Origin of the sequence: Peribacillus glennii (assembly GCF_003429105.1) — a bacterium.
Lineage (GTDB): Bacteria > Bacillota > Bacilli > Bacillales > DSM-1321 > Peribacillus > Peribacillus glennii.
The window spans coordinates 68024-89535 of record NZ_QVTD01000016.1; the positions used below are offsets into that span (position 1 = coordinate 68024).

Consider the following 21512-nt stretch of genomic DNA (forward strand, 5'->3'; position numbering starts at 1 on the left):
AGAAGGGAATTTTTTCTTGATTAGGCTAATATTTTAAAAATGCCGTGTGATTTCGGATAAGAGACATACTGCTTTTTTTTGTTCCACTAAAGAGACAGGTTAGAAAAAGCTCTAATCCTTTTCAACCTAGTGGGCGGGTAAGATTTTCACATATGTTTCAACAATGAGTATCTTATTGTTGATACCATTTTGCTCCACTCCAGGAATAACTGCATTACTAACCATTTTCTGACGAATATATGCAATAAAGATGGTTGGTATGAATATAAGGTAAGGAAATTCAAGACTGTTTGATCATTCAGTACATAACCTGGGTTTGCGCAATTTTCATTAAACCTTTGAACTGTAGCTTTAATGGACTCAGAGCCATTAAGGTATTCTTTAAAAACCTCTAAATTGGTCTGTAAGGAGAGTCATATAAAAATCAGATCCGATTGTTAGTTCACGGCTAAAAATTGGGGAGGCGGTAGCTTCGGAGTTTTTTTTCATAAAACAGCATGAGTGTTCTATGTAGGGAGCACCGGTGATTATTATCGGATTTTATATACATATCTTTATGTAATCTGGTTTTAGTTATAAAGAACTACTTAATATCAGTTCTAAATATTCATTTCTGTATTTTTCCATAATTTAGCAAAAAAAAGGGGAAACAGACAGAATCTATTCTATTTGTAAAAATTTATTTGGGAGGTACGATGATATGATATTTAAAAAGAAAATAGTGGGGTCTTTTTTGCTGGCTTTTATTTTGTTTTTGGGTTCGCTTACGGGATCAGCAGTAACAGCTTCAGCCAGCACCGATGTTTCGAAGCAATCAGCAGCGGCCACCAAGGCTGCTGTTCCAAAAGGAGTATTCAGCTATCCGTCAAAATTTTCTAAGACTGAACTAACAGCTGAATTGAAACCTGAAGCAGTAAAACTCATGAAAATATATGCTGAATCTATACTGACAGGAAAGGTAACTAATTTCAATAAATATGTCGACAAGCATGTAGCGGAAAAAGCATCCGGCAATTTTTTATTGGGCAGGAAGTATAACAAGGACAGGTACAAACAAACCGTGACAGCCAACAGGAAAGCGAATAAGAGATCCACAAGAGATGCATATGCACGGGACTTGAAAAAGGTTACCAGCAAAGGTATAAAGGTATATTATTCAAGCAAGAAGAGCAATGTTGCGTCCTTTCAATACAGCTATACTCCTCGTGGCTGGGATGCATTCAGTATAGTCTATGTGTCTTTTAATTTTACTAAACAGGAAAATGGGAGATATGTATTAGAGTCGTTAAGAATAAACTAAAACATTGCCGATCAAACAAAGTGGCCCCAGATGCAGACATCATTATTTGAGCACAGAAAGGGGCAAGAAACTTTTTTTGTCTCGGTTGTTAATAACATAACCATCCTTATTTACTTTCAACTATGTAAGTTGAGAGATCAGCAAAGGCTTGACTTACTCACGAAGCACCGCATGTAGCCTTATAAAATTATAACTAGAAAGGTGATACCCCGCTCTCAATCAGCGGGGTATGTTCGTGCGGTCCGTAATTAACCAATTATATTGCATTTGTTGGATAAATATTGAGGCTTACTCCATTGTTATATAAGATCGATATGAGAACTAATCCTGCTAAAGTCCTTATTGCATCTGAGTGGAAAAGGATTGGATAACCCTTGCAGTAAAATTGGATTTCTAAATGGAGGATAAACATAATGGAATTTAAAGAATATTTAGAGCAGAAACATGTGTTAAAAAAGGGTGAAAGGAGTTTGAAGGAGATATCTATAGCACAGTATATTAATAGATTAGAAAACATGAGCCGTGAAGGAATCTATAACGAAGAAAAACAAATTGACCCAATTTTGGAACGGAAAATTCAAGAACGCTATCAAGATTGGAAAACATATGTGAAGACGATTGATCACTATCTATCATCTAAAAAATATTAATCAATTACAATAATTATGATTCAACAAAATCTAAATGCAGGAGTGGTAAAATGGGGAAATTCTTTGTTCCTTCAGATGGGGCATTATCATGGAGAGCTTTCCTTGCAGATCCTGAGAAGCAGTGGAAAAAAGGGTATTCGGCTTATGAATTAGCTAATTGTTGGGAAGGAGCTAACAATTTACCGTATTGTGTTGAAAGAGTTTTCAAACAGAGTAAGTTGCCTCTGTTTAACGATGTAGAAGTATTGTATGCATTTCCTGAGTACAAAGTCCCTTTACCTAAAGGAAGCGCAAGCTCACAAAATGATCTTTATGTGCTAGCAAAGGCAAATAAAGAGTTATTAACTATAATGGTGGAAGGAAAAGTTTCAGAATCCTTTGGAAAAACTATTGAATCTTGGTTAGGTGATAATCCTAGTGACGGTAAAACAACAAGGTTGGAATTTTTGTGTTATCAACTTGGTTTAGATGAGGAAAGTGTATTAAAAAAAAGATATCAATTAATACATAGGGCTGCATCGGCAGTGCTTGAAGCCAGAAAGGTTAATGCTAAGAATTCACTTATGCTTATTCATTCATTTAGTGAGACAGGAAAATGGTTTGAACACTATGCAGAGTTTGTGAAGCTTTTTCATCTATCCCCGCAGAAAGATGGGATTGTCGGACCGGTACAATTAAATGGGGTAAATCTCTATTTTGGATGGGTGACGGATGTATTGGCAGTTAAGAGAGAAATCGATCAAAGAGCTGCCAAATCAAAAGATTATTATTATAGCTTGTTTAAGACAGACAAAGCTAGAATGCTGGCAAAAGAAATCGATGATTATATTTATAAAAAAAGTTTGTATAAGGATGATGACGAGGACTATCATCAACGATATAAAAATGGGGTTCGAACAGATTGTATAGGTTATGTAAGCAAGAAAGGTTCATATAAATTTGCAACAATAACTGCAGCCAGGAAAGCATGCTTCGTACTTCATCTGGGAAAGAAACTACACACAGAAACAGCGAAGAAAATACAGATGGATATAGATGAATTGCTTGGTAATGAGTATGAAAAATCTGACCTGACGAGACTGACTCCTGGTGAAGTGTATATTAGGTTGGAGTGGGTAGATAACATAGAGCAAATAGTCAGCTATATAGATAAGGCATATGAAATGAGGTTGCAGAAATAGTAAATACTAAATTAAATTGAAATCTGTTCTTTCATGTCAGGACTCAATATTTTGGTTTACTGAACTAAAGGGATACTTTCAAAAAACAAAAAATTGGTATCAGGTATTAAAACTAGGTATAATATTAATAGTTTTAGATACTTAGACGAATTGGGGTCTTTTATTCATGTTTGATTACAAAAAGAAATTAAGTGCACCAGAAAACTATAATATTACTCAAGAAATTGAAAAGCACGCCTCGGATAAACTAGCGCTAATCTTTAAAAATGAGTCTGGTTCAGCTGAAACAATTACTTATAACCAGCTTATAAAAAAATCCAATAAGCTTGCCAATGGGTTATATAATTTAGGTTTAGAAAAGGGTGACCGGGTACTGATCGTTACCCCTAGGTTAATTGAGTCATATATTATCTATATGGCTTGCTTAAAAGCCGGATTAGTGATTATTCCTTCTTCAGAATTGCTGCGGGCCAAGGATATAGCTTACCGGCTAAACCACTCTGAAGCCAAAGCAGTTATTTCTTATGCTGATTTTACAAAAGAAATTGATGCCATTGAGGGAGAACTGCCATATCTTCACAAGATAACCTTTGGCGGAGAAAAAAATGGCTGGATGAATCTTGATGAGATAAGCGATTCTGCTTCCGATGAATTTAATTATGATAAAACTAAATGTGATGATCTTGCTTTCCTGGCTTATACTTCCGGAACAACCGGGAATCCAAAAGGTGTCGCTCATACACACAGTTGGGGCTATGCCCATATCCGTATTGCCGCTAAGGAATGGCTTACTATTAGAGAAGATGACATGGTGTGGGCAACTGCCGCTCCAGGCTGGCAAAAGTGGGTATGGACGCCATTTCTATCTATTTTAGGTTCAGGTGCAACGGGATTTGTTTATCAAGGGAAATTTTCTGCGGGAAAATACTTAGAGCTTCTGCAGGAGCAAAAAATAAATGTGCTATGCTGTACGCCTACTGAATACCGCATGATGGTAAAAACGGAAGGATTAAATCAATACGATCTTTCGAATCTAAGAAGTGCTGTATCTGCTGGAGAAGCCCTTAATAGGGAAGTAATCGATGTATTTAAAAATACCTTCGACATTCAAATAAGAGACGGTTATGGACAGACTGAGAGTACGCTTTTGATAGGAACACTCCAGGGAGCGGAACATAGGACAGGATCAATGGGTAAACCGATCATAAATGGAACTGTGGAAATTGTTAATGATGAAGGTATTCCCGTTAAAACAGGAGAAATAGGCAATATTGCCATTCATAAAGAATTGCCGGCTCTCTTTAAGATGTATTACAAGAATCTCGAAAAAACGAATAGTTCCTATTTAGGAGATTATTTTTTAACTGGAGATCGTGCCAGCAAAGATGAAGAAGGCTTTTTTTGGTTCCAGGGAAGAAGCGATGATGTCATTATAAGCTCCGGTTATACAATAGGCCCATTTGAAATCGAGGATGCCTTAATGAAACATCCAGATGTAGTAGAATGTGCGGCTGTCGCAAGCCCTGATGAAATTAGGGGGAATGTAGTTAAGGCTTATATCGTTTTACGAAAAGGAGTAGAAGGTTCAACTGAAATGATTAAGTATCTACAGAATTTTGTGAAGCAAATAACTGCACCATATAAATATCCTAGATTGATTGAATTCGTTGACCAGTTACCAAAAACTGATTCAGGAAAAATTAAGCGTGTCATTTTAAGAAACCTTGAGAACAAATCAATAAACTCTCGAAATTAAGGACAGGCATAATTACGTAACAGGGTCTTGGAAATTACCCAAGGCCCTGTTTCACCAATAGAAAGATTAGTGGGTGATTCTAGCTAACGGTGCGAGTTAAACCTAACTCTTATTAAAAAGAGCCTAACCATTAATATACAATTCAAAATTTAGGGAGAGATGAGATTTTAATATGATCTCATCTCTTTTGATAAAAAGAGACACAATAAAGGTTTCTCTCATTTAGTATGTACTTTGCACAGGCTGGCCATCAAATAGTTTCAAATCATGTTGTATTGTGAAGAACTCTCCCGCTTTGTACACGAATAAAGTAATATCGCTCTGGTTATGGCCTGCAAACTGCCTGGCCCTAAGGTATATAGCTCTGCTTAAAGATTGATCTTCTTTGATTGTAATTACATGGAATCAAGGGTCAATAATAAGCCTCAAACGTTATCCCTTCATCAAGTCTACTCATTTATTTCCATTGCGCCACTCTATCTATAGGAAGCCGAACAGATTTATGCCCTTTATCTGCAGCTTTACCAATGGAGATTAGCATAACTGGAACATAACGTTCCTTGTCTAAACCAAATGCTTCTGCGATTTTGTCTTTTTCATAACCGCCGATAGGGTTGGTATCATATCCAAATGCGCGGGCGGCAAGCATGAACTGCATGGATACAAGGCCACCATCTACCAGAACTACATCTTCCATCTCTGCACGGGAAATGTTCTCAAAATATCCAGCAAAAGAGCTATATATGCCTTCTTTAACTTCAAGCGGCATATGCCCTTCCACCACAGCCTTTCCATAAATTTCTTCAAACCTTTCGAAGTTATTGATATCGCCGAACACTGCAACCACAGCGGCGGAAGTTTTCACCTGGTTCTGATTGAAGCGGGCAAGCGGTGCCAGCTTTGCTTTTGCTTCGGGGCTCTCGATAACAAGGAACCTCCATGGCTGCATATTTACGGAAGAAGGCGCAGTAGTAGCGAGTGCAAGGATCTCTTCCATTTCTTGCTTGCTGATTTTTACTGCCGGATCGTAATTCTTAACTGAACGCCGTCCTTTAACAATTTCATTAAAGTCGTTCGTTTTTTGTTTGGTCATAGGTGTTAAACTCCTTTTATTAATGGTGCATGATAGTTATTTTAAATTTCCCTGCTCTCTATTTTTACAGGGATACAATGGACAAAATTACTCCTTTTTTAGTTATTTGTAAACCAAAAAGGCCTAGGAAGTCTCTCTAGCTATCGTGCTTAATCAAGTGTTATTACTGTATCCCGGCCGCCGAAAAGGCATACGGTAGAGATTGCATTGGAAAAACCTGTTGAAAGAAATTAACAGCATTTATGATTTGTCTCTACAGTAGTTTCCTGTGCATCAATTAACCAAGAATTGGACTGCCATTTGGCGGTTATTTGTTGTTGATTTAATGTGCAGTCTTGGTAGAACACGGTGAAACTTAGACAGGTGGGTATAGAATGGATTAAAGTGAAAGTAAAATATGAACTTGTCAGATTAGTATAATACTATTAAATATGTCTGGCATTTCAGAAAATACTTTGAATTTTATGTTGACTCTCAGCGAATTCTGGGTAACGATTGTATAGATTATAATTTTCTTGGAGGATGTTATGAAATATATTAGTACACGCGGGGATGTAAGTGGAATTGGTTTTATTGATGCAGTCTTAATGGGACTGGCAACGGATGGAGGACTTCTGGTTCCGGAAAAAATCCCGCATATTCCCGCAGAAAAGTTGCAGGCAATGTCCAAGTTGACATATCAAGAATTAGCATACGAAATCATTTCCTATTATGTGGATGGGGAAATTCCACAAAATGAACTCCAGGAAATCATCGAGAAAAGCTATGGAACCTTCCGCAATTCCGAGGTAACTCCTGTTCATAAGGTAAAGGACAATATGTATCTGTTGGAACTATTCCATGGTCCAACCTTTGCTTTTAAAGATGTTGCCCTGCAATTATTAGGAAATTTGTATTCCTATATAGCAAAAAAGACAGGTGTAACAATCAATATTCTTGGTGCTACTTCAGGGGATACAGGTGCATCAGCTATTGAGGGTGTAAGAGGTAAAGAAGGGATTCGTATTTGTATTTTGCACCCTCATGGAAAGGTAAGTAAGGTACAAGAGCTGCAAATGACGACAGTTCATGACGAAAGTGTTTTGAATTTAGCTATAAAAGGGACGTTTGATGACGGCCAAAGAATTATCAAGGAATTATTCGCAGATTTGGAATTCAAAAACAAATATCATCTGCGTGCTATTAATTCCATTAACTTCGCTCGTATTTTAGCGCAAACCGTTTATTATTTCTATGCGTATTTCCAAGTGGCAAAAGAGAAAGACATAAACAGTCTCAACTTTAGTGTGCCGACAGGAAATTTTGGAGACATCTTTGCCGGTTTTCTGGCGAAGAGAATGGGTCTTCCAGTCGGCAAGCTTATTGTTGCTACGAATGAGAACAATATTTTAGAACGTTTTATCAAGGATGGAGTGTACCAGCCTGGCGAGTTCAGAAGTACTTATAGCCCTTCCATGGATATTCAAGTAGCCAGCAACTTTGAGCGGTATTTGTACTACTTGCTTGATGAAAATGCTGGTGCAGTAACTGCCTTAATGGATCAATTCAAATCAGAAGGAAAAATTGTCGTGAATGAGGAGCAGCTTCGTCAGGTAAAAGCGGATTTTGCGGCATATAGTGTAGAGGGAGAGGAATGCCTCCAAACTATCAGCAAGTGCTATGCCGAAACCAATTACTTACTTGACCCGCATACTTCTTGTGGAGTCGCTGCATATGAAACATGCAATGATCCTGGTGAAGTGTGTGTCACATTGGCAACGGCCCATCCAGCAAAATTCAATGAATCCATTGAACGTTGTAATATTGAACAGCCCTTCCCTGAACAAATCAGCCAATTGTTTGATAAACCGCAATACCTGGAAGTTGTCGAACCGGTCAATGATGAAATTGTCCGTAAATTAGAGAAGCATTTCAGTTCCGGTCAAACAAAATGAAAGAAGGTTTTCTGGGATAATCTCTGAAAATAAATCCAGATTCTCCATTGCAATCAACTAAACCATCAAAATGCTCACTATAAAATAATGATCAATTAACCGTTTTATGATCCTTGTATGTACACAGGTATAGGTCACGAGGATTAGAACCAATAAATCATTAAAAGCAGAACGAGTGGAAATTCTTTGTGTTATAAGGATTTCCGCTCTTTTTTATTACGGCAGTTTTACATAACTGAATCCGTTAAAAGTATTGTAAAAAATACTCCTCGTAACTAACATGATTAATAATGATTTCAAAAATTAAGTTTAATATATAACAAATTGAAGAGCCATAGTACCCCATTTAGGGAAACTGTCGAGGCGAGGGCTATTTTTTGATTTTGGCAAGTTGTAGTCATGGTGTCTGGTCACTGACTGATTCTTCATATTAAAACTTGCGTGTTTGAAAAGTATGAAAATCTTTGTATCAGCGAAATTTCTTTCTATTGTTTTCTTCACATAGGTTCTGTTTTTACAGCTTATTTTGATTGAATATTTTTTTATGTGTTCCGATTAAATATGGTTGCTGATAGAACCACCAATAAAATTTTAAAAATTTAAAATATATTGACAATTATATATAAGTAATATAATACTATTTTATAGCTACATATATTTTAGTAGAGGAGGGATGGAACATGATTAAGCCTAACTAAACAAAATGGGCGAAATAATCCGCCGGGGTAATGCACCGCTACGCCTCTGGTGTAACAATTAACATGAATTTTTTTAAACATAGTCCTCGGGACATGACTGCTAGCGTTTTCCTCTCTGTTCATACAACTCCACCCACTATTTTCATGTACGTGAACCAACGTACTTACATAGCGCAGTCACTAAGAGCTGGTGGTCGCTTAGGGGTAATTATTCTCAGTTGTGACCATGTCGATGTGTCCACGTTTGCGCCCGACGCAAACGGAAAAGTCTATCGACCATATTGTCTTTCGCCTACGGACCTTCCGTAAGTTCTGCTTTATGAAAAGTCTTGGTGAAGCTTGACTGTTTTACAGGGAATCAGAAATATGAACCCATGTACGTTTTGATGACGTGTGAGACATATGGCAACCAACGTTCACCACTTGTTTTCCACCCAGGTGTTTACGAAGTGTGTTGTGATTGGGGCTGTTTCTCAATTTTATTTTTTTAACCTTCTTTTTTTCAATTAGGTCGGCATGCCCATGGGACGCGGCTATGCCCAACTATTATGACTTCTATAAGGCAAAGGGTTTCAGTTGTTGTTGTATCAGGCATCGTGTTAATACGGGGATGCCCGGTGATTCAGCTGTTTAGTGCGTGCTGGAAGCGGTCTTCTCGCGGGGGAATGAGCAAGCACCGTTAGCAGTCTCGATGCTAAGTGGTCTGAATGAAAATTTATTATAAAATATACTTGGGGGTAGATGAAATATATGGAAACAACACTCCGTGATATTGTTGGCAGTGAAAACAATGTATACCTACGATCTGGAAACTCATATAGAGAATCACTTCGTGACGGTCGACGTGTGTGGTTTGAGGGGGAATACCTCGAAGACATTACTTCTCATCCTAAGTTTTCGGGTACAGTGGACATGATTTGCAGATATTTTGACGCCCATCAATCTGGACCTCTGGCAGATATACTTACAGAGAAAAGAGAGAATGGCACCGTTTCGAGCGCGGCCTACATGATCCCGAGAAATACGGAAGATCTCCGCCGACGGGGTCAGGTAATAAACGCTGTTGTTGATATGACGCATGGAACGATGGGACGTGGTCCTGACTTTATGCCAACAATGCTCCTAGGAATGTATGGATCCCGGGAATTATACATTAAGAGTAATCCCGAATTGGGATCAAACGTTGAACGGTACTATGAGTGGGCACGTCAAAACAACCCCATCATGACCTTGGCATTCGTCGATCCGCAGGGAGACAGAACGCTTCCGGCTGAGGAACGAGAATATCTCCGGGTGGTGGACCGTACAGAAAGCGGCATTGTGGTAAGCGGAGCAAAGGTGGTGGCGACGTTGTCTCCGTTTGCCGAAGAAATCATTGTCCACACACTTTATCGCAAAGATTTGGAAAAGGACAACGCAATCTCGTGTGCGATTCCTGTAAATACCAAAGGGGTCACCATTGTATGCCGTGAAGGGTGGTTAACGCCTGGAAAAGAGATCGAACATCCATTGAGTTCACGTGTTGATGAAATCGATGCAATGATCGTCTTCGATCGTGTTTTCGTCCCGTATGAACGTGTATTCTATGTTGGCGATACTGAAATACCGAAATATTATTCAACAACTGCTCTTTGGGGACACTGGCATGTTATGGCCCGTATAACCCGCCGTTACGAATTCATCGCTGGTGCAGCATCCCTGATTCCCAAAGTCATAGGGACAGAGAAGATTCCCCAAGTGAGGGACTCTGTTGCTGAGACTTTACGCTGCTTGGAGACATGCCGTGCATTTTTGCGCGCAGCTGAGGAGAACTATGGCATTATGGGTGGTGTCGCCCATGCTGATGATAATATTATCACGACTGGGCGCATGTACTCGGTAGAACAATACCCAAAGATGATGAACATCCTTAGAGAAATTTCTGGCCAGGGATTAATCATGCGTTTTCCGGATAAAGCATTTGATGATGAATCATTTGGTACCGTACTAAAAAAAGCGATCAATGCACAAAACTACAGTGGTCGTGAGAAAACGCGTATTTTCAATTACGTCTGGGATTTATGCTCCGATTCATTCGCATCAAGACTGGAGATGTTCGAGGTGCAAAATGCGCAATCAGTACCAAAAAACCGTCAGCTCTGGTTTGATAATTATAGCAAGGAGGAATTAACGGCCCTAGAAGAAAAAGTTTGTAGAATTGTTGATGTACCCACACCTTCCTTCTGATAGGGTGAATCTACTGGAAATACGTAAAATGAACAAATAGTTTCGAAAATTCAGGGGGGCGATTGCCGCGGAAAGTCCCACGGTAATGTAATTCATACCAAGACAATTTCCAGCCAAGCCCCCCTTTTTATCTCCTCTGCACAGATACCATCTTGGACATCATGCAATAATACAATACTATTTTATATGATGGAACATTCTGACTGGGTACCGGTATCGGTAGGACTTACTGGGTTTTGCAACTTTATCAGGTTGTTTTGTCCAAGGGAATTGATGATTTTTGTCTTGCCAATCATAACTATTAACTTTTTTACACAAGAAGCAGAATAGGGAAAGAAAAGAAATTACCCTTACTATTGGCGACATTGTCAGGCACTTCTAGGATTATGACATGTGTTACCCTTAACGAATCTTTGTCCTTCCCCTGTGAATCATCTGACATTTTTAATTATGTAATTAAAATTAATCTGGTTAGGAGGGAACTGATGAAAGTTTTTAAAGTACTTGCCAGGGTTTATATCAATGAGAAACAGATAGAAGAAAGCATCTCCATATATGAGCAACTATTCAGTGAAAAATGTTATATGCACATTAAAGTACCGGAAATGGGCTTAGAACTGGCACAAGTGGGTTCTATACTTTTGTTAGCAGGTTCCGAGAAAGTACTTGTTCCCCTCAAATCGACGGATGCAACCTTTCTTGTCGATTCGCTGAGCGAGTGGAGAGAAGAGCTCCTGAAAAGAGGGGCAATCATCCTTGATGGACCTAGGGAAATTCCAACAGGTATGAATATGGAGGTTAAACACTCCGACGGAGCCGTGATCGAGTATGTTCAACATGACAAAGAGAAACTAGACGCTATAAACCTTGTAACTAAATAACGTTAAAGGAGTACTTTTTACAGCGCCTTGAGATCATAAAGTAAACTGAATAAGTAATTTATGATCTCACTCCAATGGTTAGACACCATCTAACCATTGGGGTGCTTTTGTAATGGCAAAAATTAAAGTTGAATAAATATTAATAGCTGTATAACGATAGATAAATGGCATAAAAGTCAAACAGACTCTCACTGATTCTACTGGAATGGGTAAGCCTGTTTTCGAACACCAGATTCAACAACAATTTTATGGAGCAATCCTTTTCATTAGATTCGCAAAACAGTACAGGGGCCCACTAGAATACTTCCGGGCGACCCCCAATCATTTCCCCAGTAATTCGCGAAGGACAAAGACAATTTATTCGTAAGGGTGTAACCGCGCCATTAAATCCTTTATAAGGATGATTATACGAAGATTATGCCCTCCGTTCATGTAAAATCTTTTGAATGATTTCTATATGAACGGAAGCCCAGGATTTTTCGCGAAAGTGAAGAATTACACTTACAGTAAGAATCGATATATAAGTGGAAACAAAGATGACCCAAAGTAAACTCCCATCCTTAAAAAGAAACTCCTGTAATTGTTGAGAAAACATGAGGAAAAGCCATGGTCCGGCGGATATGAGGAGGGGAATCATTCCGGATCCATTTTTTTCTTTTATCATAGAGAAATAAATTTTGTTTAATGTAATGCTATCAATGGAGAGATAAAAGTTCTGAATTTCCTCAATTTCCTTAATCTGTTTTACTGATGCAATAGAGTGTTCCTTGTTTAATTTTCTTAATTTTTGATAAATTTTATGAGCATCCCCACGAAATGAAAACATATTCTAATCCTTTTGTCCTTATCAACAAAATTTAATACTAGAAGGCTTTACAATTTTTATTTTATCTATACATCTGTCCTGCGTTTATTGAAGAACTGGCTGTGGTTGCAGGCAGTCACTTTCTTTGTTGAACTTTAGAGGAGGCAGCAGATACTGAGGGTGAAAATTGGATTTAATAATGGTTGTTCATGAATGTAGCCTTGCTATTTACTAGCATAGAACGGCTGGGATGGGTAGAAGCGGATAATTAAGAGGTTTTCCTGGATGTTAAGTCGATGATCCTTATACCATTCTTCGTATTTATAAAAATTAACAATATATCTCATAACTTTTATATCACATTTAACCCATTGAATCATCTGCTTATTGCAATAAATGTACCACAGTGTCTATGTGACGCTACGGTTTTAAACCGCCTGATCATCACGAACTCAAACAAAGGAAATGCGCCTTTCATAATTCCTTATTTTCCTCTTCCAATTTAGGTAGGACCCCAAAACGAACGAGCCGAAATTTTTTGCGGCATCAAAAAACAGATATATTCACAGAGCAGTCAAGTGGCTGCTTTTTGTTTTTCATTTTGCCTTCTGACTATAATATTTTCCAGTATTGTTTACCTAATCCATTGATACCTTAATTTTTTAAATCTCTGAAGGTAAATGCATGTATTATGATATGTGTCAAGTTGGGAGGACTAAACGCTATCTGAAAATCTAAATATTGCAAGGTTTTTTTTAATAGCCAATAGAGCTACAGAACTCAAGCATATTATTTGTGTTTAATTCTGTTTTCTTTATAATCGTTCTGGTAATAAATAATTGCCAGCTAGATAATAATATCCCTTGAATTTAAGTGTCCAGGGAGTTGCAGGGAAATGCGAGGATGCACTTAAGACTTGTTTAAAGTAAAATGCGGTTTCAGATTTTTCATCTTGGATATCGAAATAAGACAAAAGGAGAATACAATGACGGATAGCCGTGAACAAAAAAAGCAGGAAATACTTGATGCCTTTCAATTTAGGCATGCAACAAAAGAATTTGACCCTGATAAAAAAATCTCTGAAGATGACTTTCACTTTATTTTAGAAGCAGCCAGGCTGTCGCCCAGCTCTGTCGGTTATGAACCATGGAAATTTTTAATTGTTCAAAACAGGGAATTGCGGGATAAGCTGCGGGAGGTTTCTTGGGGAGCACGTGGACAACTTCCGACTGCAAGCCACTTCGTCGTTATTCTTGCAAGAACGATTATAGACACAAAATATGACAGCGAATATGTAAAAAACCAGATGCTAAACGTAAAACAAATTCCTGAAGACGTGTTTGAGCAGATGAAAATCAGATACAGGGAATTTCAGGAAGAGGATATCAACATTCTTAAAAATGAAAGAACGGCATTCGACTGGGCCAGCAAACAGACGTATCTTGCCTTAGCGAATATGATGACCGCTGCTGCCCAAATTGGAATTGACTCTTGTCCCATCGAAGGATTTAATTTTGACAAGGTTCAAAAGATCTTAGCAGAGGAAGGTTTGCTTGAAGATGGCCATTTGGCTGTTTCTGTAATGGCCGCATTCGGCTATAGAAAAAATCAGCCCCGGCCAAAAACTAGAAAGGACATGAACGATATTGTCCAGTGGGTTTAATTGAAAAAAGTGGGAGGGGAGGATTTTACAGGATTCTCCCCTTTTTTGCATTATTACATACTTCTTTTTATTAAATAACTATTGATTCCTTTTAGGTGATTTTCAATTGAAAACACGATCGACAAAAGGTACGCACCTGATGTTCAAAAGATGTTAAAAACGAGAAGCGAGTTATGTCGCTTCCCGTTAGCTCGGATTTGAAACCATTGGATATATGATAATATTAAAGTAAAAGCACATGCAACCAGTGGATGATTCCACTCTCATATTCGTATCAACATGTTTAATAACAACACTATTTTGCATGAACGACGTTGGATTCTGAATTGGCTGTATCATTCTTTATGAAGAAGGATGTTATTAAAGCTAAGATGCTTCCACAGAAACCGAAAATGAATAAATTATGAATCCCTTGCATAAAATCGGTACCGCTGGTTAATAAGGCACCCATGATCGTAACTCCGATTACTGTACCCATGTTTCTACAGAACATAAAAAATGAAGTGGATATTCCCTTTTCATGTCCGCCGACTAATTGCTGGGAGCCAATCAAGCCAACGGTTGACAGCAGGCCAAATGCTAATCCTTGTACAATCATGATAACAAACACATACCAGAAACCATGATTTTCATTGAGAAGAATCAGTAAGATTCCTGAAACCAGTAACAGGCCATTCCCAATGATCAACAAGCTACGGTAACCATGTTTCATTATCCATTTACCGGCAGGGACAGCTACTGCCATCCAGCCGATGGCAACACCGAGAAGTGTAAAGCCACTCAGGAAAAGGGAGAGCTCGGCTATGTTCTGTAAGAACAAGGGAATGTAACTGGATGTACCAAATAGGGCAGCCGTTCCAATAAAGGCATTAATGTTGATCCATGAAATCGTCTTATTTTTAAACATGGACAAGGGAACAATCGGTGAAGCCTGCTTTTTCTCATAAAAATAGAAAACTATAATAAACGTGATTCCAAGCAAGGTATATAACACTCTATTATCTTCAACTACGGTATCCAACAGAAGGAACGTAACACCCGCAGCGAAAAGCACGGCGCCAATATAATCCACACTTGCTTTTTTCGGCTGATAATCCTCTTTGTAAGGTAAAAGTGTTAGGAATGCGATTATACATACGGGCAAATTGATGAAGAATATCCATCTCCATGTCATATACTCGACGAAAAACGCGCCAAGCAAGGGAGCGAGTATAGCAGAAATTCCCCACATGGCGGTAAACAGCGCTTGAATTTTCCCTCTTTTTTCAATTGGAAACAAATCGCCCGCAATGATGGCAGGGAACGGCATCATGAACCCTGCCCCAATTCCTTGCACTGCCCGGAAGATTACCAGTTGGACCATATTTGCAGACATCCCGCAAAGAAGTGATCCCAGTAAAAATAAAATAATCCCGGTGCCAAATACTCTTTTCCTTCCGAATAAATCAGATAATCTGCCAGCCACCGGTGACAGAATAGTAGTTGTTATCATATATGTAGCAAATGACCAGGCGTAAAGGTCAAATCTGCCCAGCTCTTTTGAGATGATGGGCATGGTTGTATTCATAATAGTCGTATCGATTGATGCTACCAGCATAGCAAGTACAATACTTATCATTACGGAAGTTCTGCTTTTCATTTATTTGCTCTCCTTCTTTACTTTTAAAGAAGGATTATACCATAATTCAAATAAAACAGTGGGAAAAATTGCTTATTACCACAGGAAGGTATTAAGGCTCGTTCACCTTTATATTTATAAGAAACCAAAAAGTACAAATCCTTATTTACACGGCCACAAATCGTAACTTTATGTCAGAATCCTCCATTAAATTTCCAACTGGAGAAATATTTACTAGAGATGCTATACACATTAACCCCAAAAAAAGTATAAATAAATTAGAATTTGTTTCTTTTTCATTATTCAACAAGCACGATATGTAAACGTTTTAAATATGGCTCTATATTCAAAAAATACATACTTGTAGGAAGGGTTCCTTGGATAACGATTACAAAGATCAAAAGGAAAGTACGTGAAAGACCGTCACGGTACACGCCACTGTAATGGGGAGTTACATTGCAAGAATACATACCTAAGCCTGTCAAAAGTTTAAATGGGTGAAGTATCCAAGAAATATTGGTATTCTCAATTTTTACTACCGCTGTAAATGTAGGGGATTTTTAGATTACAAAAATATAAAAAAAATGTTAAATATATTAAAAATTTTCTCATCCATAGGAAATCACCTCCTTTTGTCGAATTTGTATAAAACAAAAAGGAGATGATAATTTGAATCGAGAAAAATTGTGTTTAGCGATTATAAATGAATTGGCCAAAGGAAACAAGCGTTTCAAACATGAGGACTTGGATATCGAACTTCTTGAAATGAACAGTGCCATTCATTTTTTATTACGTGAAAACTATATTTCCTATGTTGATGTCTACATCAATGGGAGGTACGATTTATCAACTGCTGAAATCACATTAAAGGGAGAACAATTTCTTAAAGAAAACTCTCAAAAGATGGAAACATACACAGGTCTTAAAGGAATAAGGGACTGGGTCATAAATTAAGCATCCATAATGGGTGTTTTTTATTTTGGATTGCCGGTAGTGAATGGAGCTATTGCGTTGGTTGACGATACATCTGGCAAAAATTAAGCGGCTTTTTCTTCATGAATTAGTTGGACAGGTCGAAATCAAAACTTTTTCCCAATAAAGTATTAGGTCACGAATGAGTAGACCAACTGAGGGGATAGAAACAATTGGCTTACTTTAAATTCATTTATCGTAAAACGAACATTTTACGAATGTTGGACATATTCATGTTATGATAATGTTATTGAATTATTAAATAATTCTTTAAATTGATCTCATATAAAGGAGTATTCATTTATGGCAGACAAACCAATAACAGTGCACGCAATCATTAATGGCGAACGGGTATCCACGGAAAAACAATACTCTCGTGAAAATCCAACGAACCCAGAAGAAATAGTTGGCTATGCCCCTGTAAACACAAAGGAAGAGGCGATTAGTGCAATAGATGCAGCTCACAATGCCTTTAAGGAGTGGTCAAATAGCTCAATAGATGATCGTGTTGAGCGTATGAAACGTGCCGTACAAAAAATAAAAGATGCCACACCAGAAATTTCCCGCCTTTTATCACGTGAACACGGTAAACCACTTTATGATGCTGAAGGAGAATTTGCCGTATCTATCATGTGGATGGAATACGCCTGCAGTATCGTTAAAGATGTTATCAAGGATCAGGTACAGGAACACGACCACGGAAAAACCATTATAACATTTGATTCGGTTGGAGTGGTGTCAGCTATTATTCCGTGGAATTATCCTATTTCTCTATCAACCATTAAGATTGCTCCAGCTTTATTAACTGGAAATACAATGGTATTAAAGCCAAGTCCCTTCGCTCCACTTGCAGTGAGTAAGGTGATCGATATCATTTCATCGGAATTTCCACCTGGTGTTCTCAATCTTGTTCATGGTGAAGCAGATGTCGGGGTGGAACTTACTTCGAATCCAAAAGTAGCCAAAATTGCTTTTACTGGCGGAACAAAAACTGCAAAAAGTATCATGAAATCTGCTGCTGATACGTTAAAGAATATGACTTTGGAATTAGGCGGAAATGATGTGGCTATTGTTCTGCCTGAGTTTGATGTTAATGACAGTCGAGCCATGCGCCGTATGGTCATATCAAATTTTCTAACAGCGGGACAAATATGTATGATTGCGAAACGGATTTATGTACATCGCTCAATTTATAATTCTTTTGTAGAAAAATACGTTGAAGCAGCAAATAAATGGATTCGAATAGGTGACCCTTTTAATCCAGATGTAACTATAGGACCAGTTAACAATAAAAATCAAGTGAACTACGTACAGAGTCTTATTGACGATGCAGCAAGCAAAGGAGCTGAGGTGATTAAATTAGGGAAGATCCTTAATCCTGAGATTTTTGAAACAGGGTATTTCATGCAGCCTACTTTAGTTTTAGGTGCAGAACACCACGATCCAATTGTCGTCGAAGAACAGTTTGGTCCCACTGTGCCAATACTTCCATTTGATGATGAGAACGATGTTATTAAATTACATAATCAAGGCATTTATGGCCTCACTAGCTCTGTTTGGGGAGAGGAAGAACACGCTATTAGAGTCGCGCGCCAGATTGAAGCAGGTACTACCATGATTAACACAGCAGCTGTTCAGGGTCTTGATGTACGTTTTCCGTTTGGTGGCGTCAAGCAGTCAGGAGTTGGGCGTGAATATGGTGAAGAGGGCTTAAAATCATATGTTGAAATGCATGTAATTAACATACCTAAGCATCTTGAATTACCCTATATACCTGAGTAAGCATAAACGAAATATGGGTTTTTTAACAATATTGACGGTATGTTCGACCATATGATTGCATGGAGCCGTACACTAAAAACAATACGTTAAAATAAAAAAACGGTGATGTCTAAAAATGCATATTTGAGAATACACCCAGATTAATAACCCAGGAATGCTGATTAAACAGCATTCTTGGGTTTTGCTTATCAGAAATATCATTTGTCTGGAAATGAATGAATACCCATTCATTTGTTTTATGTTACTTTGAAAAAAGTAATTAGTTAGGGGGATAAGCCTATGTTGTTAAAAAAGAATTTTGCCCAACAAACAGTGAATGGGGTAAAGATAGGTAACGGAACGGTATCGTTCCAAAGGGTAAAACTAAATGTTCATTGCTTTTTTGTTGATGGAGTTTTAATTGATACAGGGTCTAAGTCATTAGAAAAGTTATTAAAGCCATTTTTTAATCAACTTCGTATTGATAAAGTGGTGATGACACACTTTCATGAAGATCATACGGGGTGTGCTGCTTTTTTACAGGAAGATCTCCAGGTGCCGCTTTTCATGAATGATATTATGATTGAATACTGCAAGAAGAAGGCAGATTATCCGATTTATCGTCAATTGTTTTGGGGAAAGCTAAGACCATTTCGGGCAGAAGCTATTGGTGAAACATTTAATTCTCCAAATGCAATATGGAGAGTAATCAAAACTCCTGGCCATGCGATTGATCATCTCGCCTTTTTAAATGATAATACAGGACAGCTATTTACTGGAGATCTCTATTGTCAAGAACGGACAAAGGTAGTTCTTCGGGAGGAAAATATCCCTGTAATTATCGAGTCACTAAAAAAAATCTTAACATATGATTTTGAGGATGTTTTTTGCAGTCACGCAGGATACTTGGACGATGGACGCACAGCTTTGAAGAGGAAGTTGGATTATTTGCTGGATCTTCAAGGAAATATTTTAAAGCTGCATGAAGATGGAAAGACTCCCGAAGATATTAATGCCATATTGTTTTCTAAAAAATATCCAATTACGTTATTTTCTTCTGGAGAATGGGACTCCATCTATATTATCCAGTCTATTATTAAACAACATGATAAGACGCTTATATCATAAACTATTTTCCAAAATAATGTTTCAAGAGGAGACTGCTCAAGCAGTCTCTTTTAATGCGGGATGGTATGAAGATAATTAATTTTATATGTGATATTATAAGTAAAACTAATATAAAGAGGGATGGATTTGTCGATAGGTAAATACGAAATATTTCATACAGTTGTAGAACTTGGCAGCTTAACAAAAGCAAGTGTATCGTTAAATATTTCCCAATCTGGGGTAAGTCATGCCATTTCCAGCTTGGAAAAAGAGTTGGGATTTTCCTTATTAACCCGTAATAAAGCAGGAATCAGGCTAACAGTAAACGGTGAGCGAATGCTGTTATATATGAGGGAGATTCTGTATTTGAATGAAAAAATGCTTCAGGAGGCTGGGGAAATTAGGGGATTAGAAATAGGGACTGTCAGAATCGGCACATTTTCATCTATTACTGCTGTATGGCTTCCTGGACTATTGAAAAAATTCATGGATCAATATCCGCATATAAAAGTAGACATTGTGGAGGGGAAACAGGAGGAAATCACTATATGGATTTCTCAGGGGATTGTAGATTTCGGTTTTTTAATGCTGCCTGCTGCCGATCTGGAGGTGCTCCATTTAAAACGAGAAGCGTTTTGCTGTGTTGTGCCGGAAACCCACCATCTTGGTGCTGAAAATTCTATAAAGCTAAATGCACTGCAGGAAGAGAAGTTGATTCTCCAAAATTCTACGCTTAAAATCATCCATAACATCTTGAAATCCAATAAACTTTCTCCTGAAATTGCTTTTCATTTAGATGATGAACAGGCTGTTATTTCGATGGTGAAAAACTCCCTTGGTGTAGCCATCCTGCCAGACATCGCTTTACATAATCTGCCTGATGGTGTAAAAATAATACCTCTTTCAGATGATCGAGCAATCTGCTCGATCGGCATTGGTTCGGTATCCTTCAAAAATCTTTCGCCAGCTGCCGAAAAGTTCATAGCAGCATCGACCTTATGGTTAAACGAACATTTCACATGATTCAGCTCTTTTCTTATGGACTACCTCTAATAAAATTATATTTATTGGAAACCGGGGGAGGGGTACTTTTCATTTTCATTTTAAATAAGCATACCATGTAAATATAGACTGTCGATCAGCAGAATTTGTAACTTCGTTGATATTCATATAGATATCTCTTAAATATTTTCTTGAGGTACCAGGAAATTCTTTATTATTTATATATTTGCCTTTTATATTTTCAGATTCCCAAAGTGTGGCTCAAAATCTGTCTAAAAATGGTGTAATTCACGATATATTCGAGTTCTATGTGACATAGGTTAAATTCTACCAATGATCGATGAAAAATACCGGCTACCAAACCAGAGTAATAATATATTCGTATACCTGCCTCCCATGTAATTGCCTTAATCGGCAGACAAGGATAGAGGGCGAAGATAAGGGGGAATATCCCGAATCGAAAACAGCTGCTGTAAATGATAAAGGGATCCCTCTTTGTTATAGAAACCCCTGAAGCTTATGAATGGGCAATATTTTCACTAATAGCCTATGATAGTTTGTTGCCACGGTATTGCTGTGGTTTTTATTTTGCCTTACGGCAGTAACATGAATGAAATAATTTTATTCACACCAGGCATTAGTTATCCACAATTTTTCTTAATGTTTCAACGTGAGACGAACGTATATTCGCTTTCTTGTAACATGAATGAAATTAAGTTATCCCCTGGATCCATGAGTTGTCCACAATGCTGCCTTTTATCTGAAAATCATATATTTTAGAAACAAAATTAGGAGTATCGCACTATCGCTATAACATTGTCTCAAAAATATATCTTTTTATTTAACGTACAAATGCCCGAGAGGT

The 21512-nt window shown here is 37.8% G+C and carries 15 protein-coding genes; 13 read left to right on the top strand and 2 right to left on the bottom strand.

All coding sequences use genetic code 11. The features are described from left to right. Positions 1-700: 700 nt before the first annotated feature. The 4 genes from D0466_RS18775 (at position 701) to mbcS (ending at position 4887) form a co-directional block, all read left to right on the top strand. Entirely contained in the window at positions 701-1300 is a 600-nt protein-coding gene (locus tag D0466_RS18775) for a hypothetical protein (protein WP_117324064.1), read from the top strand. Between the two features lie 413 nt (positions 1301-1713). After that, positions 1714-1950: a hypothetical protein gene (locus D0466_RS18780; RefSeq protein ID WP_117324065.1), complete on the top strand. Its 237-nt coding sequence runs from the start codon at positions 1714-1716 to the stop codon at positions 1948-1950. A gap of 50 nt (positions 1951-2000) precedes the next feature. Further along, positions 2001-3131 carry a DUF6946 family protein gene (locus D0466_RS23100; RefSeq protein WP_233522703.1) on the top strand — a complete coding sequence of 377 codons (1131 nt, stop codon included), beginning with the start codon at positions 2001-2003 and terminating at the stop codon, positions 3129-3131. A gap of 166 nt (positions 3132-3297) precedes the next feature. Next, positions 3298-4887 (top strand): acyl-CoA synthetase MbcS, encoded by a 1590-nt coding sequence (mbcS, locus tag D0466_RS18790; protein ID WP_117324066.1) that lies wholly within the window; start codon positions 3298-3300, stop codon positions 4885-4887. Positions 4888-5344: 457 nt separating this feature from the next. On the opposite strand, the gene D0466_RS18795 is transcribed toward mbcS, so the two are convergent. After that, positions 5345-5980, bottom strand: a complete 636-nt coding sequence (locus D0466_RS18795) for a nitroreductase family protein (protein WP_117324067.1) — start codon at positions 5978-5980, stop codon at positions 5345-5347. A 527-nt stretch (positions 5981-6507) separates the two neighbouring features. Here D0466_RS18795 and thrC point away from each other — a divergent pair. The 5 genes from thrC (at position 6508) to D0466_RS18825 (ending at position 14187) form a co-directional block, all read left to right on the top strand. Continuing rightward, a complete protein-coding gene (thrC, locus tag D0466_RS18800; RefSeq protein WP_117324068.1) occupies positions 6508-7914 on the top strand; it encodes a threonine synthase in 1407 nt (468 codons plus the stop codon). Positions 7915-8642: 728 nt separating this feature from the next. Then, a complete protein-coding gene (locus D0466_RS23680) occupies positions 8643-8921 on the top strand; it encodes a flavin reductase (RefSeq protein WP_117324069.1) in 279 nt (92 codons plus the stop codon). 441 nt (positions 8922-9362) lie between these two features. Further along, positions 9363-10838, top strand: coding sequence for a 4-hydroxyphenylacetate 3-hydroxylase N-terminal domain-containing protein (locus tag D0466_RS18810; RefSeq protein WP_158555949.1), 1476 nt, complete (start codon positions 9363-9365; stop codon positions 10836-10838). Positions 10839-11323: 485 nt separating this feature from the next. Beyond that, positions 11324-11719, top strand: coding sequence for a VOC family protein (locus D0466_RS18815; RefSeq protein ID WP_117324071.1), 396 nt, complete (start codon positions 11324-11326; stop codon positions 11717-11719). 1790 nt (positions 11720-13509) lie between these two features. Next, entirely contained in the window at positions 13510-14187 is a 678-nt protein-coding gene (locus D0466_RS18825) for an NAD(P)H-dependent oxidoreductase (protein WP_117324122.1), read from the top strand. A gap of 295 nt (positions 14188-14482) precedes the next feature. On the opposite strand, the gene D0466_RS18830 is transcribed toward D0466_RS18825, so the two are convergent. Next, positions 14483-15826 carry an MFS transporter gene (locus tag D0466_RS18830; RefSeq protein WP_117324073.1) on the bottom strand — a complete coding sequence of 448 codons (1344 nt, stop codon included), beginning with the start codon at positions 15824-15826 and terminating at the stop codon, positions 14483-14485. A gap of 648 nt (positions 15827-16474) precedes the next feature. Between D0466_RS18830 and D0466_RS18835 the strand changes: the two genes are divergently transcribed. From D0466_RS18835 to D0466_RS18850, 4 genes are all read left to right on the top strand, one after another. Next, positions 16475-16759, top strand: coding sequence for a YjcQ family protein (locus tag D0466_RS18835; protein ID WP_158555950.1), 285 nt, complete (start codon positions 16475-16477; stop codon positions 16757-16759). 321 nt (positions 16760-17080) lie between these two features. Beyond that, a complete protein-coding gene (locus D0466_RS18840) occupies positions 17081-18559 on the top strand; it encodes an aldehyde dehydrogenase family protein (protein ID WP_117324075.1) in 1479 nt (492 codons plus the stop codon). 279 nt (positions 18560-18838) lie between these two features. Further along, a complete protein-coding gene (locus tag D0466_RS18845) occupies positions 18839-19666 on the top strand; it encodes an MBL fold metallo-hydrolase (protein WP_117324076.1) in 828 nt (275 codons plus the stop codon). A gap of 126 nt (positions 19667-19792) precedes the next feature. After that, entirely contained in the window at positions 19793-20668 is an 876-nt protein-coding gene (locus tag D0466_RS18850) for a LysR family transcriptional regulator (RefSeq protein ID WP_158555951.1), read from the top strand. Positions 20669-21512 lie beyond the last annotated feature (844 nt).

What these genes read in the sequence shown, in the direction of transcription:
- D0466_RS23680 (WP_117324069.1), top strand. Translation starts at nt 8,643, where the DNA reads ATGCACCGCTACGCCTCTGGTGTAACAATTAACATGAATTTTTTTAAA.
- D0466_RS18775 (WP_117324064.1), top strand. Translation starts at nt 701, where the DNA reads ATGATATTTAAAAAGAAAATAGTGGGGTCTTTTTTGCTGGCTTTTATT.
- mbcS (WP_117324066.1), top strand. Translation starts at nt 3,298, where the DNA reads ATGTTTGATTACAAAAAGAAATTAAGTGCACCAGAAAACTATAATATT.
- D0466_RS18840 (WP_117324075.1), top strand. Translation starts at nt 17,081, where the DNA reads ATGGCAGACAAACCAATAACAGTGCACGCAATCATTAATGGCGAACGG.
- D0466_RS18795 (WP_117324067.1), bottom strand. Translation starts at nt 5,980, where the DNA reads ATGACCAAACAAAAAACGAACGACTTTAATGAAATTGTTAAAGGACGG.
- thrC (WP_117324068.1), top strand. Translation starts at nt 6,508, where the DNA reads ATGAAATATATTAGTACACGCGGGGATGTAAGTGGAATTGGTTTTATT.
- D0466_RS18845 (WP_117324076.1), top strand. Translation starts at nt 18,839, where the DNA reads ATGTTGTTAAAAAAGAATTTTGCCCAACAAACAGTGAATGGGGTAAAG.
- D0466_RS18830 (WP_117324073.1), bottom strand. Translation starts at nt 15,826, where the DNA reads ATGAAAAGCAGAACTTCCGTAATGATAAGTATTGTACTTGCTATGCTG.
- D0466_RS18780 (WP_117324065.1), top strand. Translation starts at nt 1,714, where the DNA reads ATGGAATTTAAAGAATATTTAGAGCAGAAACATGTGTTAAAAAAGGGT.
- D0466_RS18815 (WP_117324071.1), top strand. Translation starts at nt 11,324, where the DNA reads ATGAAAGTTTTTAAAGTACTTGCCAGGGTTTATATCAATGAGAAACAG.
- D0466_RS18825 (WP_117324122.1), top strand. Translation starts at nt 13,510, where the DNA reads ATGACGGATAGCCGTGAACAAAAAAAGCAGGAAATACTTGATGCCTTT.
- D0466_RS18810 (WP_158555949.1), top strand. Translation starts at nt 9,363, where the DNA reads ATGGAAACAACACTCCGTGATATTGTTGGCAGTGAAAACAATGTATAC.
- D0466_RS23100 (WP_233522703.1), top strand. Translation starts at nt 2,001, where the DNA reads ATGGGGAAATTCTTTGTTCCTTCAGATGGGGCATTATCATGGAGAGCT.